This is a genomic window from Pontibacter sp. FD36, from assembly GCF_015686655.1.
Lineage (GTDB): Bacteria > Bacteroidota > Bacteroidia > Cytophagales > Hymenobacteraceae > Pontibacter.
The window spans coordinates 12,790-30,331 of the sequence record NZ_JADPMP010000005.1; the positions used below are offsets into that span (position 1 = coordinate 12,790).

General features: G+C 50.1%; 19 protein-coding genes and 1 tRNA gene. 7 read left to right on the plus strand and 13 right to left on the minus strand.

The features are described from left to right. Positions 1 to 98 precede the first annotated feature (98 nt). Together I0P70_RS07930 and I0P70_RS07935 are read right to left on the minus strand one after the other, a co-directional pair. Positions 99 to 839 (minus strand): DUF4476 domain-containing protein, encoded by a 741-nt coding sequence (locus I0P70_RS07930; RefSeq protein ID WP_196116333.1) that lies wholly within the window; start codon positions 837 to 839, stop codon positions 99 to 101. A gap of 171 nt (positions 840 to 1,010) precedes the next feature. Then, complete coding sequence (locus I0P70_RS07935; protein ID WP_196116336.1) at positions 1,011 to 2,180, minus strand: AIR synthase related protein; 1,170 nt, start codon at positions 2,178 to 2,180, stop codon at positions 1,011 to 1,013. 225 nt (positions 2,181 to 2,405) lie between these two features. Here I0P70_RS07935 and I0P70_RS07940 point away from each other — a divergent pair, with 225 nt between their 5' ends. Both I0P70_RS07940 and I0P70_RS07945 read left to right on the plus strand, forming a co-directional pair. Next, entirely contained in the window at positions 2,406 to 2,954 is a 549-nt protein-coding gene (locus I0P70_RS07940) for an outer membrane beta-barrel protein (protein WP_196116339.1), read from the plus strand. A gap of 62 nt (positions 2,955 to 3,016) precedes the next feature. Continuing rightward, positions 3,017 to 3,559 carry an outer membrane beta-barrel protein gene (locus I0P70_RS07945; RefSeq protein WP_196116341.1) on the plus strand — a complete coding sequence of 181 codons (543 nt, stop codon included), beginning with the start codon at positions 3,017 to 3,019 and terminating at the stop codon, positions 3,557 to 3,559. A 93-nt stretch (positions 3,560 to 3,652) separates the two neighbouring features. Here I0P70_RS07945 and I0P70_RS07950 read toward each other — a convergent pair whose 3' ends face one another. The 4 genes from I0P70_RS07950 to I0P70_RS07965 form a co-directional block, all read right to left on the minus strand. Beyond that, positions 3,653 to 5,602: an OmpA family protein gene (locus I0P70_RS07950; protein WP_196116344.1), complete on the minus strand. Its 1,950-nt coding sequence runs from the start codon at positions 5,600 to 5,602 to the stop codon at positions 3,653 to 3,655. Positions 5,603 to 5,627: 25 nt separating this feature from the next. Beyond that, positions 5,628 to 6,110: a hypothetical protein gene (locus I0P70_RS07955; RefSeq protein ID WP_196116346.1), complete on the minus strand. Its 483-nt coding sequence runs from the start codon at positions 6,108 to 6,110 to the stop codon at positions 5,628 to 5,630. A 168-nt stretch (positions 6,111 to 6,278) separates the two neighbouring features. Then, positions 6,279 to 7,097 carry a (Fe-S)-binding protein gene (locus I0P70_RS07960; protein ID WP_230392070.1) on the minus strand — a complete coding sequence of 273 codons (819 nt, stop codon included), beginning with the start codon at positions 7,095 to 7,097 and terminating at the stop codon, positions 6,279 to 6,281. A 48-nt stretch (positions 7,098 to 7,145) separates the two neighbouring features. Continuing rightward, entirely contained in the window at positions 7,146 to 8,519 is a 1,374-nt protein-coding gene (locus tag I0P70_RS07965; RefSeq protein WP_196116348.1) for a (Fe-S)-binding protein, read from the minus strand. A gap of 168 nt (positions 8,520 to 8,687) precedes the next feature. On the opposite strand from I0P70_RS07965, the gene I0P70_RS07970 reads away from it, so the two are divergent. Both I0P70_RS07970 and I0P70_RS07975 read left to right on the plus strand, forming a co-directional pair. Continuing rightward, positions 8,688 to 8,763, plus strand: a tRNA-Phe gene (locus tag I0P70_RS07970). 279 nt (positions 8,764 to 9,042) lie between these two features. Beyond that, on the plus strand, positions 9,043 to 9,549 hold the full coding sequence (locus I0P70_RS07975) for a TlpA disulfide reductase family protein (protein WP_196116351.1): 507 nt from the start codon (positions 9,043 to 9,045) through the stop codon (positions 9,547 to 9,549). On the opposite strand, the gene I0P70_RS07980 is transcribed toward I0P70_RS07975, so the two are convergent. Continuing rightward, the gene (locus I0P70_RS07980; protein ID WP_196116352.1) at positions 9,546 to 10,643 is read right to left on the minus strand and encodes a tetratricopeptide repeat protein; all 1,098 of its coding nucleotides are present in this window, start codon (positions 10,641 to 10,643) and stop codon (positions 9,546 to 9,548) included. The genes I0P70_RS07975 and I0P70_RS07980 overlap by 4 nt on opposite strands. 152 nt (positions 10,644 to 10,795) lie before the next feature. On the opposite strand from I0P70_RS07980, the gene I0P70_RS07985 reads away from it, so the two are divergent. The 3 genes from I0P70_RS07985 to I0P70_RS07995 are packed head-to-tail and all read left to right on the plus strand — an operon-like array spanning position 10,796 to position 12,544. After that, positions 10,796 to 11,170, plus strand: a complete 375-nt coding sequence (locus I0P70_RS07985) for a phage holin family protein (protein ID WP_007653047.1) — start codon at positions 10,796 to 10,798, stop codon at positions 11,168 to 11,170. Then, entirely contained in the window at positions 11,167 to 11,802 is a 636-nt protein-coding gene (locus tag I0P70_RS07990) for a hypothetical protein (protein ID WP_196116355.1), read from the plus strand. The genes I0P70_RS07985 and I0P70_RS07990 overlap by 4 nt, the downstream gene beginning before the upstream one ends. After that, positions 11,780 to 12,544 carry a geranylgeranylglyceryl/heptaprenylglyceryl phosphate synthase gene (locus I0P70_RS07995; RefSeq protein WP_196116357.1) on the plus strand — a complete coding sequence of 255 codons (765 nt, stop codon included), beginning with the start codon at positions 11,780 to 11,782 and terminating at the stop codon, positions 12,542 to 12,544. The genes I0P70_RS07990 and I0P70_RS07995 overlap by 23 nt, the downstream gene beginning before the upstream one ends. Here I0P70_RS07995 and I0P70_RS08000 read toward each other — a convergent pair. The 6 genes from I0P70_RS08000 to panD form a co-directional block, all read right to left on the minus strand. Further along, complete coding sequence (locus I0P70_RS08000) at positions 12,527 to 13,450, minus strand: helix-turn-helix domain-containing protein (RefSeq protein ID WP_076421288.1); 924 nt, start codon at positions 13,448 to 13,450, stop codon at positions 12,527 to 12,529. The two genes, I0P70_RS07995 and I0P70_RS08000, sit on opposite strands and share 18 nt — an antisense overlap. A gap of 158 nt (positions 13,451 to 13,608) precedes the next feature. After that, on the minus strand, positions 13,609 to 14,748 hold the full coding sequence (locus I0P70_RS08005; RefSeq protein WP_196116360.1) for an acyl-CoA dehydrogenase: 1,140 nt from the start codon (positions 14,746 to 14,748) through the stop codon (positions 13,609 to 13,611). Between the two features lie 192 nt (positions 14,749 to 14,940). Further along, the gene (locus I0P70_RS08010; RefSeq protein WP_007655427.1) at positions 14,941 to 15,618 is read right to left on the minus strand and encodes a zinc metallopeptidase; all 678 of its coding nucleotides are present in this window, start codon (positions 15,616 to 15,618) and stop codon (positions 14,941 to 14,943) included. Between the two features lie 15 nt (positions 15,619 to 15,633). Next, complete coding sequence (rfaE2, locus tag I0P70_RS08015; RefSeq protein ID WP_196116362.1) at positions 15,634 to 16,122, minus strand: D-glycero-beta-D-manno-heptose 1-phosphate adenylyltransferase; 489 nt, start codon at positions 16,120 to 16,122, stop codon at positions 15,634 to 15,636. Next, positions 16,106 to 17,149 (minus strand): lysylphosphatidylglycerol synthase transmembrane domain-containing protein, encoded by a 1,044-nt coding sequence (locus I0P70_RS08020; protein ID WP_196116373.1) that lies wholly within the window; start codon positions 17,147 to 17,149, stop codon positions 16,106 to 16,108. Before I0P70_RS08020 ends, rfaE2 begins: the two co-directional genes overlap by 17 nt. Before the next feature lie 9 nt (positions 17,150 to 17,158). Continuing rightward, entirely contained in the window at positions 17,159 to 17,506 is a 348-nt protein-coding gene (gene panD / locus I0P70_RS08025) for an aspartate 1-decarboxylase (protein ID WP_007655433.1), read from the minus strand. Positions 17,507 to 17,542 lie beyond the last annotated feature (36 nt).

Consider the following 17,542-nt stretch of genomic DNA (forward strand, 5'->3'; position numbering starts at 1 on the left):
CAGAAAAAGAGCAGCGCAGGCATTGCCCACACTGCTCTCACAACACGCATAAACTCTAAACTCTCTAACTCTTAAAATCGCTAACTCCTAAACTTGCTTCACCTTCTCCGGCTGGTATACTCCTCCAGTTCCCGCACATGGTGGTCGAACTTGAAGATGTCGTAGATGTAGTAGAAGCGCTCTTTGTCGCACACATTGTCGTAGGCGAACTTAGCAAACTCCAGACGGGTGCTCTCAAACTCGAACTGCAACAGCACATTGCGCAGGTCCTCTGACAGGATGCTGCCGTTGCGCACGGCCTCGCGGGCGATGGTTAGGCGGGTGCTCTCGAAGTCACGTCCTTTCATGGCGTCAATGAGGCGGTCCACGTCGTATCGATCCAAGAGGTTGCGGCAGGCACCGCCTGGCTCTTCGTAGCGCGGCGGCACCGGCTGCTCGTAGCGTGGTGGCACGGGCTCATACCTGTCTGGGTAGCGCGGTGGCGGTGGCACGACCACTACGGGCGGCGGACCCAGTGGTATTTCGCTGATCACACGCAAACTCACTCTTCGGCCAGATACCCGCACGGCATAGTTGGTCTCAAAGCCGGCGCGGGCCAGCACGTTTATACCTGTTCTATAAATGCCATGGCGGCCTCTGATCCGGAACTCCACATAATGGTTGCCGGGCCGCAGGTGCGTAATGCGTACAAAGTTGGAAGCCGAGCGGTTGATCACGCGCCCGTCCAGCGCCATCTGGAAAGGTTCACCTCTTTGAGTGGTAAAGGTTACAACAGTGGGTTGTGCGAAAGCCGGCAGCGCCAGCAGCACAAACAAGAGCGGAAGTAGAAGCTTTTTCATGGCTCATAGATTTTAGCGTATACTTTCGCCAAGCCAATTATTGTGCCAGTTTGTGGAACTAAAGTGTGGAGGGGTTTGTCTGCGGGGATTTCGTGGATTATAGGTATAGGTATAAGAAAAAACCACAGGTTTTAAGCCTGTGGTTTCTCTTTATTAAGCTTATCTAATTTTCTACCCTTCGTAATAAAACATCCCTTTATCGCTCTTGATGGTAAGTTCATTTCGCTCGCTGGCTTCTACACGACCTACAATCTGCGCGTCAACACCAAACGATTTTGAAATGTCGATCAGGCTTTGGGCGTGTTGCTCCGGCAGGTATATCTCGAGGCGGTGGCCCATGTTGAAGACCTTGTACATCTCTTTCCAGTCGGTGTGGCTCTGCTCCTGAATGATACGGAACAGCGGCGGCACCGGGAAAAGGTTGTCTTTGATGATATGCACCTTGTCGGTGAAGTGCAGCACTTTGGTCTGGGCACCACCGCTGCAGTGCACCATGCCGTGTATATGTTGGCGATGCTGCTCCAGAATGGCCTTCACGATAGGCGCATAGGTACGGGTCGGTGAAAGAACCAGCTTGCCTACTTCCATACCTGTTTCTGGCTCTACATCGGTCAGGCGGTAGTTGCCAGAGTACACCAGGTCTTTTGGCAGTTCGGGGTCATAACTCTCCGGGTAAGAGGCCGAGAGGTATGAGTGGAACACATCGTGGCGGGCGGAGGTAAGGCCGTTGCTGCCCATGCCGCCGTTATACTCGGTTTCGTAGGTAGCTTGGCCATGCGAGGCAAATCCCACGATCACATCACCGGCTTGTATGTTATCATTCGAAATTACCTCATCGCGACGCATGCGAGCGGTCACGGTGCTGTCTACAATAATGGTGCGCACCAGGTCGCCTACGTCGGCAGTTTCACCGCCAGTGCTGTAGATGCCGATACCGTTGTCGCGGAGCATCTGCAGCACTTCCTCGGTACCGTTAATGATGGCTCCGATCACTTCGCCAGGTATAAGATTCTTGTTGCGGCCTATGGTGGAAGAGAGCAGAATGTTATCCGTTGTACCCACGCACAGCAGGTCGTCGGTGTTCATTACCACGGCGTCCTGTGCTATACCTTTCCATACGCTCAGGTCGCCGGTCTCTTTCCAGTACATGTAGGCTAGGGCCGACTTAGTACCCGCACCATCAGCATGCATGATAGCGCAGTAATCCTGATCGCCGGTGAGGATGTCGGGGATGATCTTGCAGAATGCTTTCGGGAAAAGCCCTTTGTCGATGTTCTTGATGGCGTTGTGTACGTCTTCCTTAGAGGCGGACACGCCACGCCGGAGGTATCTATTTTCCATAGTGCTTGGTCTTACTTGCTCTTACAAATGTAAGAAAAGGCCTTTGTATATACGCCAAAAGCAGTGCTTTAAAAAAGGTTGTTGCGGCAAAATACTGGAGGAACGAGCTCTTTGTTACCCCGCACGCAACAGGTATATGCTACAGGCCATTAAAGAAAACAGACGCTATACCTTGCAACCATTCCAGAATATATTGACTCCTCTATATAAACAAACTTAAAGCTTATGAAAAAGATACTCTTGATTTTAACCTTCAGCCTGAGCTTTGTTGGTGCAGCACAAGCGCAGGATTCGTTGCAGGTACAACCGCAACAAGTATCGGCGCCTTACAAATTGGCTGTTGGGATGCGTTATGCAACCGGCCCAGCGGGTTTAGCGTTGGGCATCACAGCGAAGTATTTTATACGGGAACAGGCTGCCCTGGAAGCTTATTCTGACCTGAATCCCGAGGCTCGCCAGTTTCTTTCCTCGATTAGCTATGTCTGGCAGCCTAAGCTCACTACATCCAGTCGACTTAGGCCATATGCCGGTGTAGGCATTGGCTTGCTCCACACCAAAAACCCTGCACCAATGTATTTCGACGGCCCCTCCTCTTACACCAACCCTGTAGGAGTCTTTTCTTTCGGCGCTGAATACGCTTTCAAAAAATTACCCTTGGCTATCTCACTCGATTACCGGTCCACTTTTTTGCGCTACGGGCGCTCAACTCCTGCCTATGTAAACCATTACAGGGCTAGTAATTTAGGTATAGGCTTAAAATATACTTTCCGCTAGGTATAGCTCCGAGCTCTCTGTCTCTTCATCTTTCTGAATCTAACATCTCAAAAACTTCACGCATGATCAAGAAAACAATACTTACCCTACTCGGCGCTTGTAGCCTACTAACTGCTCAGACGCAGGATTTGCCTAATGCAAAGCCACAGGCTTCAGCACCTTATAAAGCAGCTGTCGGATTTCGTTATACTGTAGCGGGCGCAAACTATTCAGACTTTGGCATAACTGCCAAATACTTTGTTACCGACCAATCGGCCTTTGAGGCCTATGTCATGTTACCTTCTAGTTCTCATGATTATCTGGCTTCCCTCAGCTATGTCTGGCAACCGAAATTGTCTTTCTCAGACCGCTTCCGGCCCTATGCAGGTGTAGGAGCTGGTGTGCTGCGACATACAAGTACACCCTATGCCCGAGTAGATAGAACCTATACTAGTCCAATTGCTTTTGGCACGGTCGGTATAGAGTACCAATTTAAAAAGCTGCCAATAGCACTTTCAGTGGACTATCGAACCCAACTTTTTAGCACCGGACTTCATGCACTACAGTATAACAACAGGAGTCAGGTCAGCAATATTGGGGTTGGGACGAAGTATACCTTCCGTTAGTTATAACACAGATAAAAAAACCGGCGATTATAGCATTAAGCTAAAATCGCCGGTCCTTTTATGTGTAAGGTATAGCGCTATACCCTATACCTGTTATTCCTGAATACGCACTACTTTAAACTCGGTGCGACGGTTACGCTGGTGCTCGTCTTCTGTCTTGGCATTGCGCACTACCGGGCGGCTCTCGCCATAACCACGGGCTGTAATGCGCGACTTGTCTATACCTTTCGAGATGATGTAGTTCACGGCAGACTGCGCACGACGCTGGGATAGATCTTCGTTGTAAGCGTCATTACCACGTGAGTCCGTGTGCGAACTCAGCTCGATGGAGATGCGCGGATTGTCTATCAGTATCTGTACCAACTTGTCCAGTTCCTCAGCGGCGTCTGGTCTGATGTCGGCTTTGTCGAAGTCGTAGAAGATGTTCTCGAGCACGATGGCTTTCTCTTTCACGATCTCGGTCAGCAGCAGGTCCGCGGTGAGACGTACCTCATTCACTTCATTTGGCAGCTGGTTCTGCGGCGGCATTTTACCCACAGTGCTCACACGCTGGCGAGCCGCGAAGAAACCGGCTTTCTCGGCCAAAAGCGAGTAGGTAGAGGCACTATCAAGCGCAAAGGAGAACTTCCCTTCTTCATCGGCAGTGGTTTCCGCTATTTTCTGTCCTCGGTTATCCTGCAACACCACAGGTATATTCGGCACCACCGTCTGCTGCTTGTCTTTCTCGCGACGCTGGTATACCGTGCCGTCTACAAAGAAATTGACCAGCTTACGTGCTGATCTGGCGATCCCATAAATATCGTCGCCCCCTTTGCCACCTTCGCGGTTAGAGGAGATATACCCTGTGAAAGCATCTTGGAAGAAAATACCGAAATCGTCGCCACTGGAGTTAACCGGTACTCCCATATTCACGGGCTTGCCTTCTTCTATCTTAAATACATCGAGTCCACCCAAGCCTGGCAGACCGTCAGACGCGATGTAAAGTGTGCCATCAGGTCCTACATACACGTAGCTTTCGTTGCCCGGAGTGTTGATGTCCGGCCCCAGGTTCTCAGGTGCCGAGAAGCGGCCATTGTCGTCGATGGTGGTTTTGTAGATGTCGTTGCCTCCCAAGCCACCACGGCGGTCAGACGAGAAGTAAAGCGTTCTGCCATCAGGGGCGAAGGCTGGAGAAGAATCCCAGGCGCGCGGGTCACTTATGCTGAGTAATTTCGGCTCGGTCCAAGCGTTGGAGCGGTAGAACGAGATGAACAGGTCCACGTTGCGGCGGCCTTTTTTGGTGCCTTCGTTGCCACGGGCAAATACCATCGTGTTGTCCTCGTCAGCAAAGGTAGCCAGTGCCTCGTGCAGGTCGTCGGTGTTTATACCTTCCAGTTTGCGCACGGCAGCTCCCAGGTTGACTGAGTCGGCATTCAGCGTAGTAGCATACAGGTTGATGAAGCCTTCGCCATTGCCCTGGTACGTTTTGCCCGGTCCGCGTGTAGACGAGAAAACAAGTTCGTTGCCGCGCACAAAAGGTGCAAAGTCAGAGCCTTCTGTGTTCAGTGCTTCCAGGTTGTAGATCTCAAAGCCTGTGTTCTTTTTCAGGATGCCGCTTAGTTGGCTGAGTGTTTCCACTTCGCGCAGAGCCAGAGTTTTGAGCTCCTGTTTGCTGCCAATACGGGCGTAGTCCTGCATCTGCCCTAGCGCTGCCTCATACTTGCCATTGGCCTTCAGCGCCATCCCGTAGTAGAAAAATCCTTCCTCCTTGCGGTAGTTGTTGTCAAGAGCCGCCTTATAGTAAGCCTCAGCCTCCGCCAGACGGTTGGACAGGCGGTACGACTCGGCTATGCGGTAGTTGATCTCACCAACATTATTCGCCCCTTTCAGCGCCTGCTTGTAGTACTCGATGGCCCGCTCATACTGCTCTTCTCCGAAGCGCTTGTCGGCCTTGCTGAGGTACATGCCCGCCCCACAGGAGCTAAGCACCACTGCCAGCAGCAGAATGGCTGCTGTAAACTTCAGGTAATGGGCCACTGACTTGGTCGATAGCGTCTGCTGCATGAGGGTAGGTTTTGGATTAGCGAATCTAAAAATACCTGGAAAGCCAACTCTGCTGTGCTGGCCGGGGCCAGGCATCCTGCAACTCTCCGTAATTATTTACCAATGTATCAAAATATAAGGTCTGTCCGTCAATTTCGCCGGCTGCCACTTTATTTTTTAACTCGTTCATACCCACCACCTGCATCTCTCCGTCCTTCAAAAAAGTCAGTCGGGTACGGTCGAAAAACGAAACACCGAAGTGCTGCTCCAGTTCCCGCACAAAGGCCACAGACTTATCAATAGAACAGCCACTGGCTGAGGTAACAGTTTCGTTGTTGGCCAGCACCAAAAAGCGGTCGTGCAATAAGCTGGCCGATGCCTGCAGCCCCTTGCCATGACTGCTCCAGTCAGTAGCAAAACGCTCCAGCATTGGTTTTATTTCTTCCTGTTCAGCCGCCGTCAAAGCCCTGTCAGCCTGGTAGATCCAGAGCCGGGCATGCGGTGGCAATTGGTCAAAAGGAATGTACATTTCTTAATTGTCGATTGATAATTGTTGATTGTTGTTTTTAACTTGTTACTCACTGATGAATTCATACCTGAAGAGCCATACCTGTATTCACCGTTAGCAATAAAAGCAGGTATAGTTGAATACGTTTCAGGATTAAGCAATCATCAATTAACAATCAACAATTAGATATTACTTACTCAACCCCTCCGCTTGTGCGATCAGCTCAGCGATGTCAAAAACTTTTACGCTTTCTTCCTGCTCCTTGTTCTTCACACCGTCGCTCATCATCACCATGCAAAACGGACAGGCTGTTGCGATCACGCCACTGCCGGCACCCAGTGTGGCCAATGCTTCTTCCGTACGTTCGATGTTGATGTCTTTGTTGCCTGGCTCTGGCTCTTTAAACATCTGGGCACCACCGGCACCACAGCAAAGTCCGTTGGCGCGGCTACGCTTCATCTCTACCAGGTCAGCATCCAGAGCGGCCAGCACGTCGCGCGGAGCTTCGTAGATGTCGTTGGCGCGGCCCAGGTAGCAGGAGTCGTGGAACGTGATGCGCTGCCCTTTGAAGGCCTCACCGCCTTGCACCTTTACTTTGCCTTCGTTAATAAGCTGCTGCAGGAACGTGGAGTGATGAATTACTTCGTAGTTACCGCCCAGGTCCGGGTATTCGTTCTTAAGCGTATTGAAGCAGTGCGGACAGGCCGTCACGATCTTCTTGATATTATAGGCATTCAGCACTTCGATGTTGGTAATGGCCTGCATCTGGAACAGAAACTCATTACCAGCACGCTTGGCAGGCTCGCCGGTGCAGCTTTCTTCTGTGCCCAGCACGGCATATTTCACGCCCACATGCTCAAGTATCTGCACAAAGGAACGGGTTACACGTTTGTATCGGTCGTCAAACGACCCAGCACAGCCAACCCAAAACAGCACTTCCGGCTCCTCACCGTTTGCTGCCATTTCTGCCATGGTTGGCACTTTCACTAGTCTTTTATTCTCTTCCATCTGGTAAGGTAATTCTAGGGCTTGTAAAGTGTAGCTAATGCTACTTTATTAATTTTTACTCGGCACATACAGGTCCTCGGCCCAGTTGAAGCGGTCGGACGGCGAGAAGGCCCATGGTGCGCCGTTGTTTTCGATGTTGGTGAACATGGCGTTTACCGAGGCTGGTGCTGCAGACTCTTCGAGCACCAGGTAGCGGCGCAGGTCCATGATTGTAGACAACTGGTCGATGTTCACAGGGCAGGACTCTACACAGGCGTTGCAGGTAGTACACGCCCACAGTTCTTCTGGGGTGATGTAGCCACGTAGCAGAGTTTTCTCGTCAGTCGTTTGCACACGCTCCACGCCCAACTCTTTGTAATGGTTCGGCGCAAAGATGGCTGGGTGCTCCCCTTTCTCCTCCATGCGGTCGCGGGTGTCCATCACGATCTTACGTGGCGACAGGAGCTTGCCTGTGATGTTGGCCGGGCACACAGAGGTACAACGACCGCACTCGGTACAGGTATAGGAGTCCATCAGCTGTTTCCAGGTCAGGTCTTCCACATCTTTGGCACCGAAGCGCTGCACGATCGGGTTACCTTCAGCGTCCATTTCCGGCGCCGGCGGCTGGTAGCTTGGATCCAGCATGGCCTTGATTTCATGCGTGATGGCCGGGTTTGTCGTGAATTTACCCTTCGGCAATAGCTTAGAGTAATACACGTTCGGGAAGGCCATGATGATATGGAAGTGCTTCGAGCTCGGCAGGTAGTTCATGAAAGCCAGAATACCGATAATGTGGAACCACCACCCTACGCGCTCTATGATATGCAGGCTGGTCGGGTTGTCGCCAAAGATATTCACGAACATCTGGCTGACCGGATAGCTGCCGGCCACTTCGCCGCCTTCCATCTGCACCAGCTTCAGACCAGCAATGTTGAAAGCAAACAAGGCAAACATCAGCACGATCTCGGTGATCAGGATAAAGTTGGCGTCCAGCTTTGGCCAGGCGCGCATCTCTACGCCACTTGCCAGGCGCGGCACATTAGTCACGTTACGTCTCCAGAGGAAGATCACGCAGGCGATGATCACCAGCGCAGCCAGTATTTCATTAATGAACATCAAGGCGCTGTAAACAGGTCCGAGGAAAGCCAGTACGCGGTGCGTGGCAAACACTCCATCGATCAGGATCTCGATCACCTCAATGTTGATCACCAGAAAGCCCACATACACGAACAGGTGTAGCACGGCCGGTAGCATACGCTTGAACATCTTCTGCTGCCCGAAGGCCACCAGTAAGGTTTTGTTGATACGCTCCGATGGGTTATCCGTCAGATCGACGTCACGGCCCATCAGAATGTTCTTGCGAATCTTGCGGATCTGCCACACAAACAGGCCAATGCCCAGGCCTGCTACAATCAGGAAGATAATGTTCTCGAGTTGAATCACGGTGAATTATTCGTTATACATACCAATTCGTAGATAAAGATAGCAGAATAGTGAGAATAAACGTATACAAGGCCACTTTTTTAAAATATTTTTGCCTGAAAGTTTGCGTCTTCGATTTTGGTTACTACTTTTGCATACCCTTTCGGAAGAGGGGGTCACAATGGAGCTGGTGATGTAGCTCAGTTGGTAGAGCAATGGACTGAAAATCCATGTGTCGTTGGTTCGATTCCAATCATCACCACCAGCTTAAACCCTTACCCTAACCGGTAAGGGTTTTTTGTTTTTATACCCTTCTCCTTTCTGCTGCCCTACTATACTTCATAATAAGCCGCTGGTTGTCTAAATTATTTTCAGGTTATAATTCTTCCTGCATTTTAGTACCTTAGCTGTTACAACACTTATTGCCATCATGAAAAGAATTTTCTGGAGCGCTATTTTTGCGGGCATGGCTGCCGGTATCGGTACTGTGCTTGTATTGGCTCTTATCTATATGTTTTTCATCCAAAACATACAGTTTTAGCATATGACCCGACGAAAAATATTCTGGACTGCTTATGCCGTTGGTTTTGCCGTAGCGGGCGTTATTGCCGTGTTTGCCTTTTATATGCTTAACCAAACGGTTCCGCAGCGTGTGAACTGGCAGGCACTTCAACTTACAAGCCTGCAGGGCGAACCCATTTCTATTGACAAGTATAAAGGAAGAGTGGTCGTGTTGAACGTGTGGGCGACCTGGTGCAAGCCCTGCATCGAAGAGATGCCCGCCATGGATCGCCTGCAACAGCTACATCCTGACAAGATAGCCGTCGTTACGATATCAGACGAGGAGTTGGAGAAAATCCTGAAATTCAGAAGCCGCCAGCCCTATAGCTTCACCTACCTCAAAGCCAATACCCCACTGGCTAACCAGCAACTGACAGTATACCCTACTACTTATGTGCTGAACCCGAGCGGCGATGTGAAGGAAATTTACCTGGGTGCTCAGTCTTGGGACAGTGATCGCATGCAGAAGCGCTTGCTCAAATACTTTTAGCGACAGTTAGCCCGCAGCTCCAGCACTGCAGCTGAGTAGCCCAGACGGTAAGCTTCTCTGAAGTGAGCACAGGCAGAGTCAGGCTGTGCCTGTTCGAGTTCCGTGCGGCCAAGCAGGTAATATACCCGACCATTGGCGTTATCAGCCTGCAGCACCTGCCGGTAGTCTGCCTCCGAGGCGGCATATTCGCCTGTTTTGTAATACCCGAAGCCCCGGAAAGTCAAGGCATTTGCCCAGGACTCACCTTTGGATGTATGACGCAGAAAGCTGGTAAAATCGGCTATGGCAGGCTCAAACTTCTGTAGGTAAAACAAGCGCACCTCTCCCCTGTCTAACTGCGCAGTGTGCAATGTGCTGTCAAGCGTGAGCGCTATACCAAAATCCCTTTCGGCCTCCTGGTACTTCTCCAGCTTGGCCAGGCACTTGCCCCGCAACATAAACACTTCTCCAGAAGGTCTGTCCTGCAAAGCAATCACCTGATTCAGGTCCTCCACAGCCGAGCGGTAATTCTCATACACGTTCATCGAGATACTCGCTCTTGTGAGATAGGCGTCAGAGTGCTTTGGCCGGAAATAGATCGCATCGGTGAGCAAGCTATGTGCACTGCTATACTTGCCGTGTTCAATGTAGCTGAGTGCGGTCTTATACCTGTCTTCGCCCGTGATGTAGTCCATGGTAGACTTCAGCAGCACGCTGAACACGAACATGAAAGCGAAAAAGCCGAGTGTGATGTACAGGTCCTTGCGTACAAAACGGCGACCTTCGCGGCGAGGTATATTTTGATAGTGACGCTCTGAAACCGGGGCCGGTGGCCGGGTTTGCCGGTAGCGGGGATTATGGTGCGGCTGATGCTGCCGTATGGCCTGCCGCTGTTCGCGCAGGTACTGCAGACGCAAATCATAGCGCACGCGCTTTTGGGGATCGGACAGGGTCTGATAAGCAGCGTTAACGACCTTGAACAATTCCTCCGCTCGCGCGTCGCCTGGGTTACGGTCAGGATGATACTTCAAAGCCAGCCGCTTGTAAGCCAACTTGATCTCCTGCGCCGAGGCCGTAGGACTCACGCCTAATGTGCTATATAGGTTATGCTCCAAAGAGACTAATGTAACAAAAAAGTGATACTTAAGTTAAGTAAACACGGACAAGATACAGCAAATTCCGTACTACAACTTTAACTGGTTATATCTTCCGCAAATTTTTTAATCTAATAGCGTATACAGAAAAAGCACTAAAAAAGCTGGGCACTATGAATGACAACGGCACAAGAGAGAAAAGTAATAACCTCATTGATAACTTAATGGGGTATATTGATACCCGCATAGACATTATACGTCTGGAAATACAGGAAAAGCTAAAAGCTGCTTTTGTAAGCGCGGTACATGGTGCCTTGCTGGCCTTTTTTGGCCTGATGAGCTTCCTTTTTGTTAGCATCTTTCTGGGCCTTCTGCTCAACCACCTGCTTGACAGCTCTTTCTGGGGCTTCGGCATTATCGCACTATTCTATGTGATCGTGCTGGTGGTGCTGCTTGTTGGTCTCGACAAGAAAGTGTTTCAAGGCATGGCTGACAAAGCCTTTGATAATACGATATACAAAACAGACAAAAGAGAGAAACAAGTATGAGCGAGACTAACAACCCCCTGTTCGATAACGAGCGTGAACTTCTTGAGCGTCAAAAAGAAGAATACAAAAATGCGCTTATGGGTGATGTGGATCAGATAAAGACACAGGGCCAGCAGATGGGCAAAAAAGTCGCCATTGCAGGCGGTGTGCTGGTAGCTGGACTCCTGCTGAAGAGCATGTTCAGCGGCGGTAAAAAAAAAATTAAAAAGCTGAAGAACAAGAAGGCTCTAAAGAGTTCGAAGTCCCACAGCAAGGAGACGGATGCGCTTGGCTTCAACAAGTATGCGCACGACCAGGAGGATAGCTACACCGTAAGAAATGCAGATGTGGCAGGTTACAACTCCTTTGTACATGAACAAGAGGACGACTATACCTTGTCATCAGAGCGCATGCCACACAAATCGCAGCAGCAAACCGGCGTGTCCAAAAGCTTTGTGAACTCTGAACTGATGCAGGTGATCAGTCAACAGGTTATGGCCCTGCTCCTTGTATACCTTACTAAAAAGGTGGAGGAATACTTAAGCACTGTTTCTAAAAATAGCGATATTGCAGCAGCACCTGTTGAGGTGACTGAAGTAGAAACCATTGCTTATACCATTCCAGAAGAGGATGCCATTCAACAACCTTTGTAACAGACAGCAGCATGAGTCAGGCAGAAAGCACTTTGCCGTCCTGATTGACCCCGATAACCTGGACGAAGCTTCCTGCCTGAACCTGCTCTCTCTGAGCGAAACACACCAAGTAGATTTTTTCTTTGTAGGCGGCAGCCTCATCACCACCGATAATCAGGCCGCCATCATCAAACTTATCAAAGAGAACAGTTCTATACCTGTCATTCTCTTCCCGAGCAACAGCCTGCACATCGACAAGCAAGCCGACGGCATTTTGCTACTGTCCCTTATTTCCGGCCGCAACCCAGACTTTTTGATCGGCCAGCATGTGCTTTCGGCTCCCATTCTCAAAGCCAGCGAGCTACAGGTATACCCCACCGGCTACATGCTCGTAGACACTGGCCGTCAAACCACTGCTTCTTACATGAGTGGCACCACCCCTATACCTTATGACAAGCCAGCTATTGCCGCCTGCACTGCCATGGCCGGCGAGCTGCTGGGCCTGCGCTACATCTACCTCGACGGAGGCAGCGGCGCTATGCAGCCTATCAGCGCAGACATGATTAAGGCGGTTCGCCAGTCGGTGGAGGTTCCAATAATAGTGGGAGGAGGCATCAATACGGCGGCTAAGGCAAAAGCAGCACTGGAGGCTGGCGCCGACGTCATTGTGGTAGGTAACCACATAGAAAAAAACCCCGGCTTTTTGGCCGAGGTTTCTCACACTATTGCTTCTTATAATCTAGCCTTAGATGTTCATCGCTGATTCACGACGGCGCATCTTACCGGCAGGTATACCAAACATCATCTTGAAGCGACGGCAGAAGTAAGCTGTATCTTTGTAGCCTACATCCTTACCGATTTCGCGAATGCTCTTCTTCGTCGTGCGAAGCAGGAACACAGCACGCTCCATGCGCTGGTACTCAATGTAATCCTGAGGGTTGATGCCTGTCAGCATTTTGAAATACTGGCCTACATAATCTTCAGATACGTTGGCCACGTTAGAAAGCACTTTGTTAGACAGGTCGCCGCCCAGGTTCTCCTTGATGTAGTTGAACAGGTCGATGAGGCGAGGGTCTTTGAAGTAGGTGCTGTTCGTAGCAAGCTGCTCTACAAACATCTTGTTGCGCAGGATGTGACGCACGATCTCTACCACGATGTTCTCGGTGTAGATGCTGATCAGACGCTCCTTGCCTGGCAGGTCCTGCATGCTTTCTTCCACTACCTTGATCACCAGGTTAGCCAGCTTGTTGTTTCCTGAGATCAGGAAGGCAGGCAGGTCAAGTGATGCAAAGAAGTTAACTGAATCGAATACTTTTGCTTCGAAGCTCACATAGCTGTGGCTCTCTTCCGCGTCGCCGATCAGGTCGAGGTCGTTGTTGCTCTTAAAGAACTTCTCTCTGTTGGTGATCAGGTCATCGTTTGTAATGGATCTGCCATCGCCGGAACCATAGGTTACCTTTGTGCTACGTCCACCCGGTATAAAGAGCAGTTCGCCCTCTTCTACCATCTGTTCCTCCTCACCAAAGAAAATTGTACCTTTATGAAGCAGAATCAGGTTGTTGCCTACGTCGTAGTAGTTGCGTACCGAGAACGGCTGCTGCAACACCAGATTTTTCGCTTTAATGAACCGCACCCCAAGCGACTCAATAATCTTATTGTAATCTTCCATGTGTGTTACCAACTAACTTTTATACTATAAACCCTTTTATTTTGTCCTAAAGCTAGGCTAATCTTTATAAAATTCAAAATATTTTAAATATTTAATTTTAATTCAATAAACCCTATCCTTAGCCTAAATAACACAATAACAAAGGTTTAAGTGCCAAATTACTTTAACAATTCTCTTGAAATTACTATTTTCTGGATCTCAGAAGTGCCTTCGTAGATTTGTGTGATTTTGGCATCGCGCATCAAACGCTCTACATGGTACTCTTTCACGAAACCGTAACCGCCATGTACTTGCACTGCTTCTACCGTTGTGTCCATGGCTACTTTAGAAGCGAAAAGCTTCGCCATTGCACCGGACATGCCATAATCCTGATGCGTGTCTTTGTGGTAAGCGGCCTTCAAACACAGCATGCGGGCAGCTTCGATGTTCGTAGCCATGTCAGCCAGCTTGAACTGGATTGCCTGGTGCTTCGCAATCTCCACACCAAATGCCTTACGCTCCTTAGAGTACTTCACCGCCAGCTCGTATGCGCCAGAGGCTATACCTAACGCCTGTGCAGCTATACCTATACGGCCACCTGCCAGAGTAGACATCGCAAACTTAAAGCCGAAGCCGTCTTCACCGATGCGGTTCTCCTTAGGTACTTTTACGTCAGTGAACATCAAAGAGTGTGTATCAGAGCCACGGATACCCAGCTTGTTCTCTTTCGGACCAATCTGGAAACCTTCCATGCCACGCTCAACAATAAATGCGTTGATACCACGGTGCTTCTTCTCTGGATCTGTCTGGGCAATCACCAGGTATACGGAGGCTGTGCTGCCGTTTGTGATCCAGTTTTTAGTGCCATTCAGCAGGTAATAGTCGCCTTTGTCTTCAGCGGTGGTGCGTTGTGACGTAGCGTCAGAACCAGCCTCCGGCTCAGAAAGGCAGAACGCGCCGATGATCTCGCCAGTCGCAAGCTTCGTCAGGTATTTCTGCTTTTGCTCTTCGTTACCATATTTCTCAAGGCCCCAGCATACAAGTGAGTTGTTCACCGACATTACTACGGAAGCAGAAGCATCCACTTTGGAGATCTCTTCCATAGCCAATACATAAGAGATGGTATCCATACCACCGCCGTTGTACTTCGGATCAACCATCATACCCAGGAAGCCAAGCTCTCCCATCTTCTTGATCTGCTCAGCCGGGAACTTCTGGTGCTCATCGCGCTCAATTACACCGGGCAGTAACTCTGTTTGTGCAAACTCACGGGCGGCAGCCTGCACTGCCAAATGTTCTTCAGTTAATTGAAAATTCATGCTTTTATATATAAAAGGACTGTAATTAATGGATTATAGTACAAAACTATGAAATTTGGTAATATTTGTATAACCCTCCTAACTAATATTTGTTAGGCAGTAGATAAATTCAGTGCAATAAAACAGAAACGCCATCTGCTCTGAAAGAACGGATGGCGTGTTATCTGCTATCGAAGTTGCACCATGATCAGCTTAGTCCCGACGGCCCATAAGCAGTGACACATAGTAAAGCAGTGTAGCCAACGAGCCAAGTGCTGCGACCACATAGGTCATGGCAGCCCACTTCAACGCGTCTTTCGACATGGCCAGCTCCTGCTGTGTTACAATATTGTTGGAGCTGATCCAGGCCAGCGCCCGCTTACTCGCATCAAACTCAACAGGCAGTGTTACAAAACTGAAAATGGTGGTCAAGCCAAACAGCGCCACACCAATCGCCAACGGCACAGGAGTAGTCTGCAGCATGAAAATACCGATCAGGATGATCCACTGCATGTAGCGTGAGGCAATGCTCAGCGCCGGCACCATGGCCGAGCGGAACTTTAGGAAGCTATACGCTCTGGCGTGCTGCACGGCGTGCCCGCATTCGTGCGCTGCCACAGCTGCCGCTGCCGCACTGCGTGCCTCGTACACATACTCGCTCAGGTTTACGGTCTTGTCAGCTGGGTTGTAGTGGTCCGTCAGGCGGCCAGCTACCGATATTACTTTTACATCATGTATGCCGTTATCGGCCAGCATCATTTCGGCAATCTCACGGCCGGTGTAGCCAGATTGCAACGGAATTTCGGAGTACTTCTTAAACTTGCTCTTCAGTCTCCAGCTTACCCACATGCTGAGGCCCATGAAGAGAATAACAATCACATATATTCCCATTGGTCTATTTTAACTTTATGAACTTTGTTGGTTTTCTATTTTTCTAACAATGTTTGTGGTGGAGTAGCCTTTCACGAGCGGCACGGTTTTCACCTCGCCCCCACGTGCTGTAACGACATCCTGCCCCACAATATTTTCGATGGTGTAATCATCGCCCTTCACCAGTATGTCCGGCTGCACAGCCTTGATCAGTTCGAGCGGTGTATCTTCATCGAAGAATACTACGGCATCCACAAACAAAAGGGATGCCATGACGCGAGCACGTGACATTTCGTCCTGAAGTGGGCGGCTTGGACCTTTTATACGGCTTATTGACGCATCTGTGTTAAGACCAAGCACCAATTTATCGCCAAGTTGTCGTGCTTTTTCGAGGTAGTCGACGTGTCCGAGATGCAGGATATCGAAGCAGCCGTTGGTAAAAACAATCTGCTGCCCCTCACTGCGCCATGCCTGCACAAGCTCCTGCAGGTCAGGCAAGGATAGGATTTTATCTTTCGAATTCATGTATAGGTGGGTTTGCCTGCGTGTGCTCTTCCACTGCGGCAGGCTTATGCAACATTCCTGCTATAAAGCTAAACACTCCCATGGCAACTACCAAAAGCGTTTGCGAAGTATGGGCCACTAAGGCGTAGGCCATCCCAGCCTCTTTGGGTATACCGTAGAGCAGTAGCACGGTCTGTACCAGCAGGTGGTATACCCCTACTCCCCCCTGCACAGGCGCCGCCATACCTAAAGTACCGATCACGAGCACCGACAGGCCGGCTACTGGCGTCAGGCCGGAAGTGGCAGGTATAGCATAGAACACCACAAGGCTCATGCCATAGTACATGGCCCACACAAACAGGGTATGCCCCCAAAAGGCGGCCTGGTTTTCAATTTTAGTGATGCTGAATACGCCCTGCAGCATCCCGCGCACGAAGGTCACCGCTTTTTTGAAAAAGGCGTTCTGACGCAGCTTGTTCAGGTATAGCAACACCAGCACCAGAAACACGGCGCCAACTACCATTAGCAGCACAACCAGCAGGTATAGCGACCCGAAGCTTTGCTCCAGGCTGGCGTACTTATCTGTGAAAAGACCAAAAAGAAAATCGCGGAGGCGGTTTACCTCCAGCATAAAGGTGAGCCCCAGAAACAGAAGCAGCATGACCATGTCGATGATGCGCTCTGCGATGACTGTGCCAAAGGCTGTATTGACAGGGATGCCATTGCTGCGACGGAGCATGCTGCAGCGCACTACCTCTCCCATGCGGGGCAGCACGAGGTTAGCCAGGTAGCCTACCATCATGGCATTGTAGGTATTTTTAAAGGAGGGGGTATAGCCTGTCGGCCGTATTTGCATGTGCCAGCGGTATGCCCGGCTCAGGTAAGCTGCGATGCCCATCAGGACTGACAGCACCAGCCACCCATAACTGATATTCTGCAACTCTGCCCATAGTTTTTCGAAGTCAAGCTCTTTGAGGGCATACCACATCAGAAATGCAGAAAGCCCCAGAAGCAGGCTGTACTTCAGTAAAGAGAGCAGTTTTCTCATGCAATGGCGTTACACCAGTCGGTTGTGCTGATCCGGGAACACGAGCGTCGGCTGGTGGTTCTTTGCGTCTTCGAACTTGATGGAGCAGTAAGAGATCACGATCACGATGTCACCTACCTGCACTTTGCGAGCGGCCGGACCGTTCAGGCATACCGTGCCGGTACCGCGCTCACCCTTAATTACATAAGTCTCGAAGCGCTCTCCGTTGTTGATGTTGACGATCTGTACTTTCTCATTCTCCACCACGTTGGCGGCATCCATCAGGTCTTCATCAATGGTGATGCTTCCCACATAGTGCAACTCAGCCTGTGTAACCCGGCAACGGTGAATTTTGGATTTTAAAACCTCAATATACATGGTTTATTTCTGTAATAGGCCGCAAAGTTATGCATT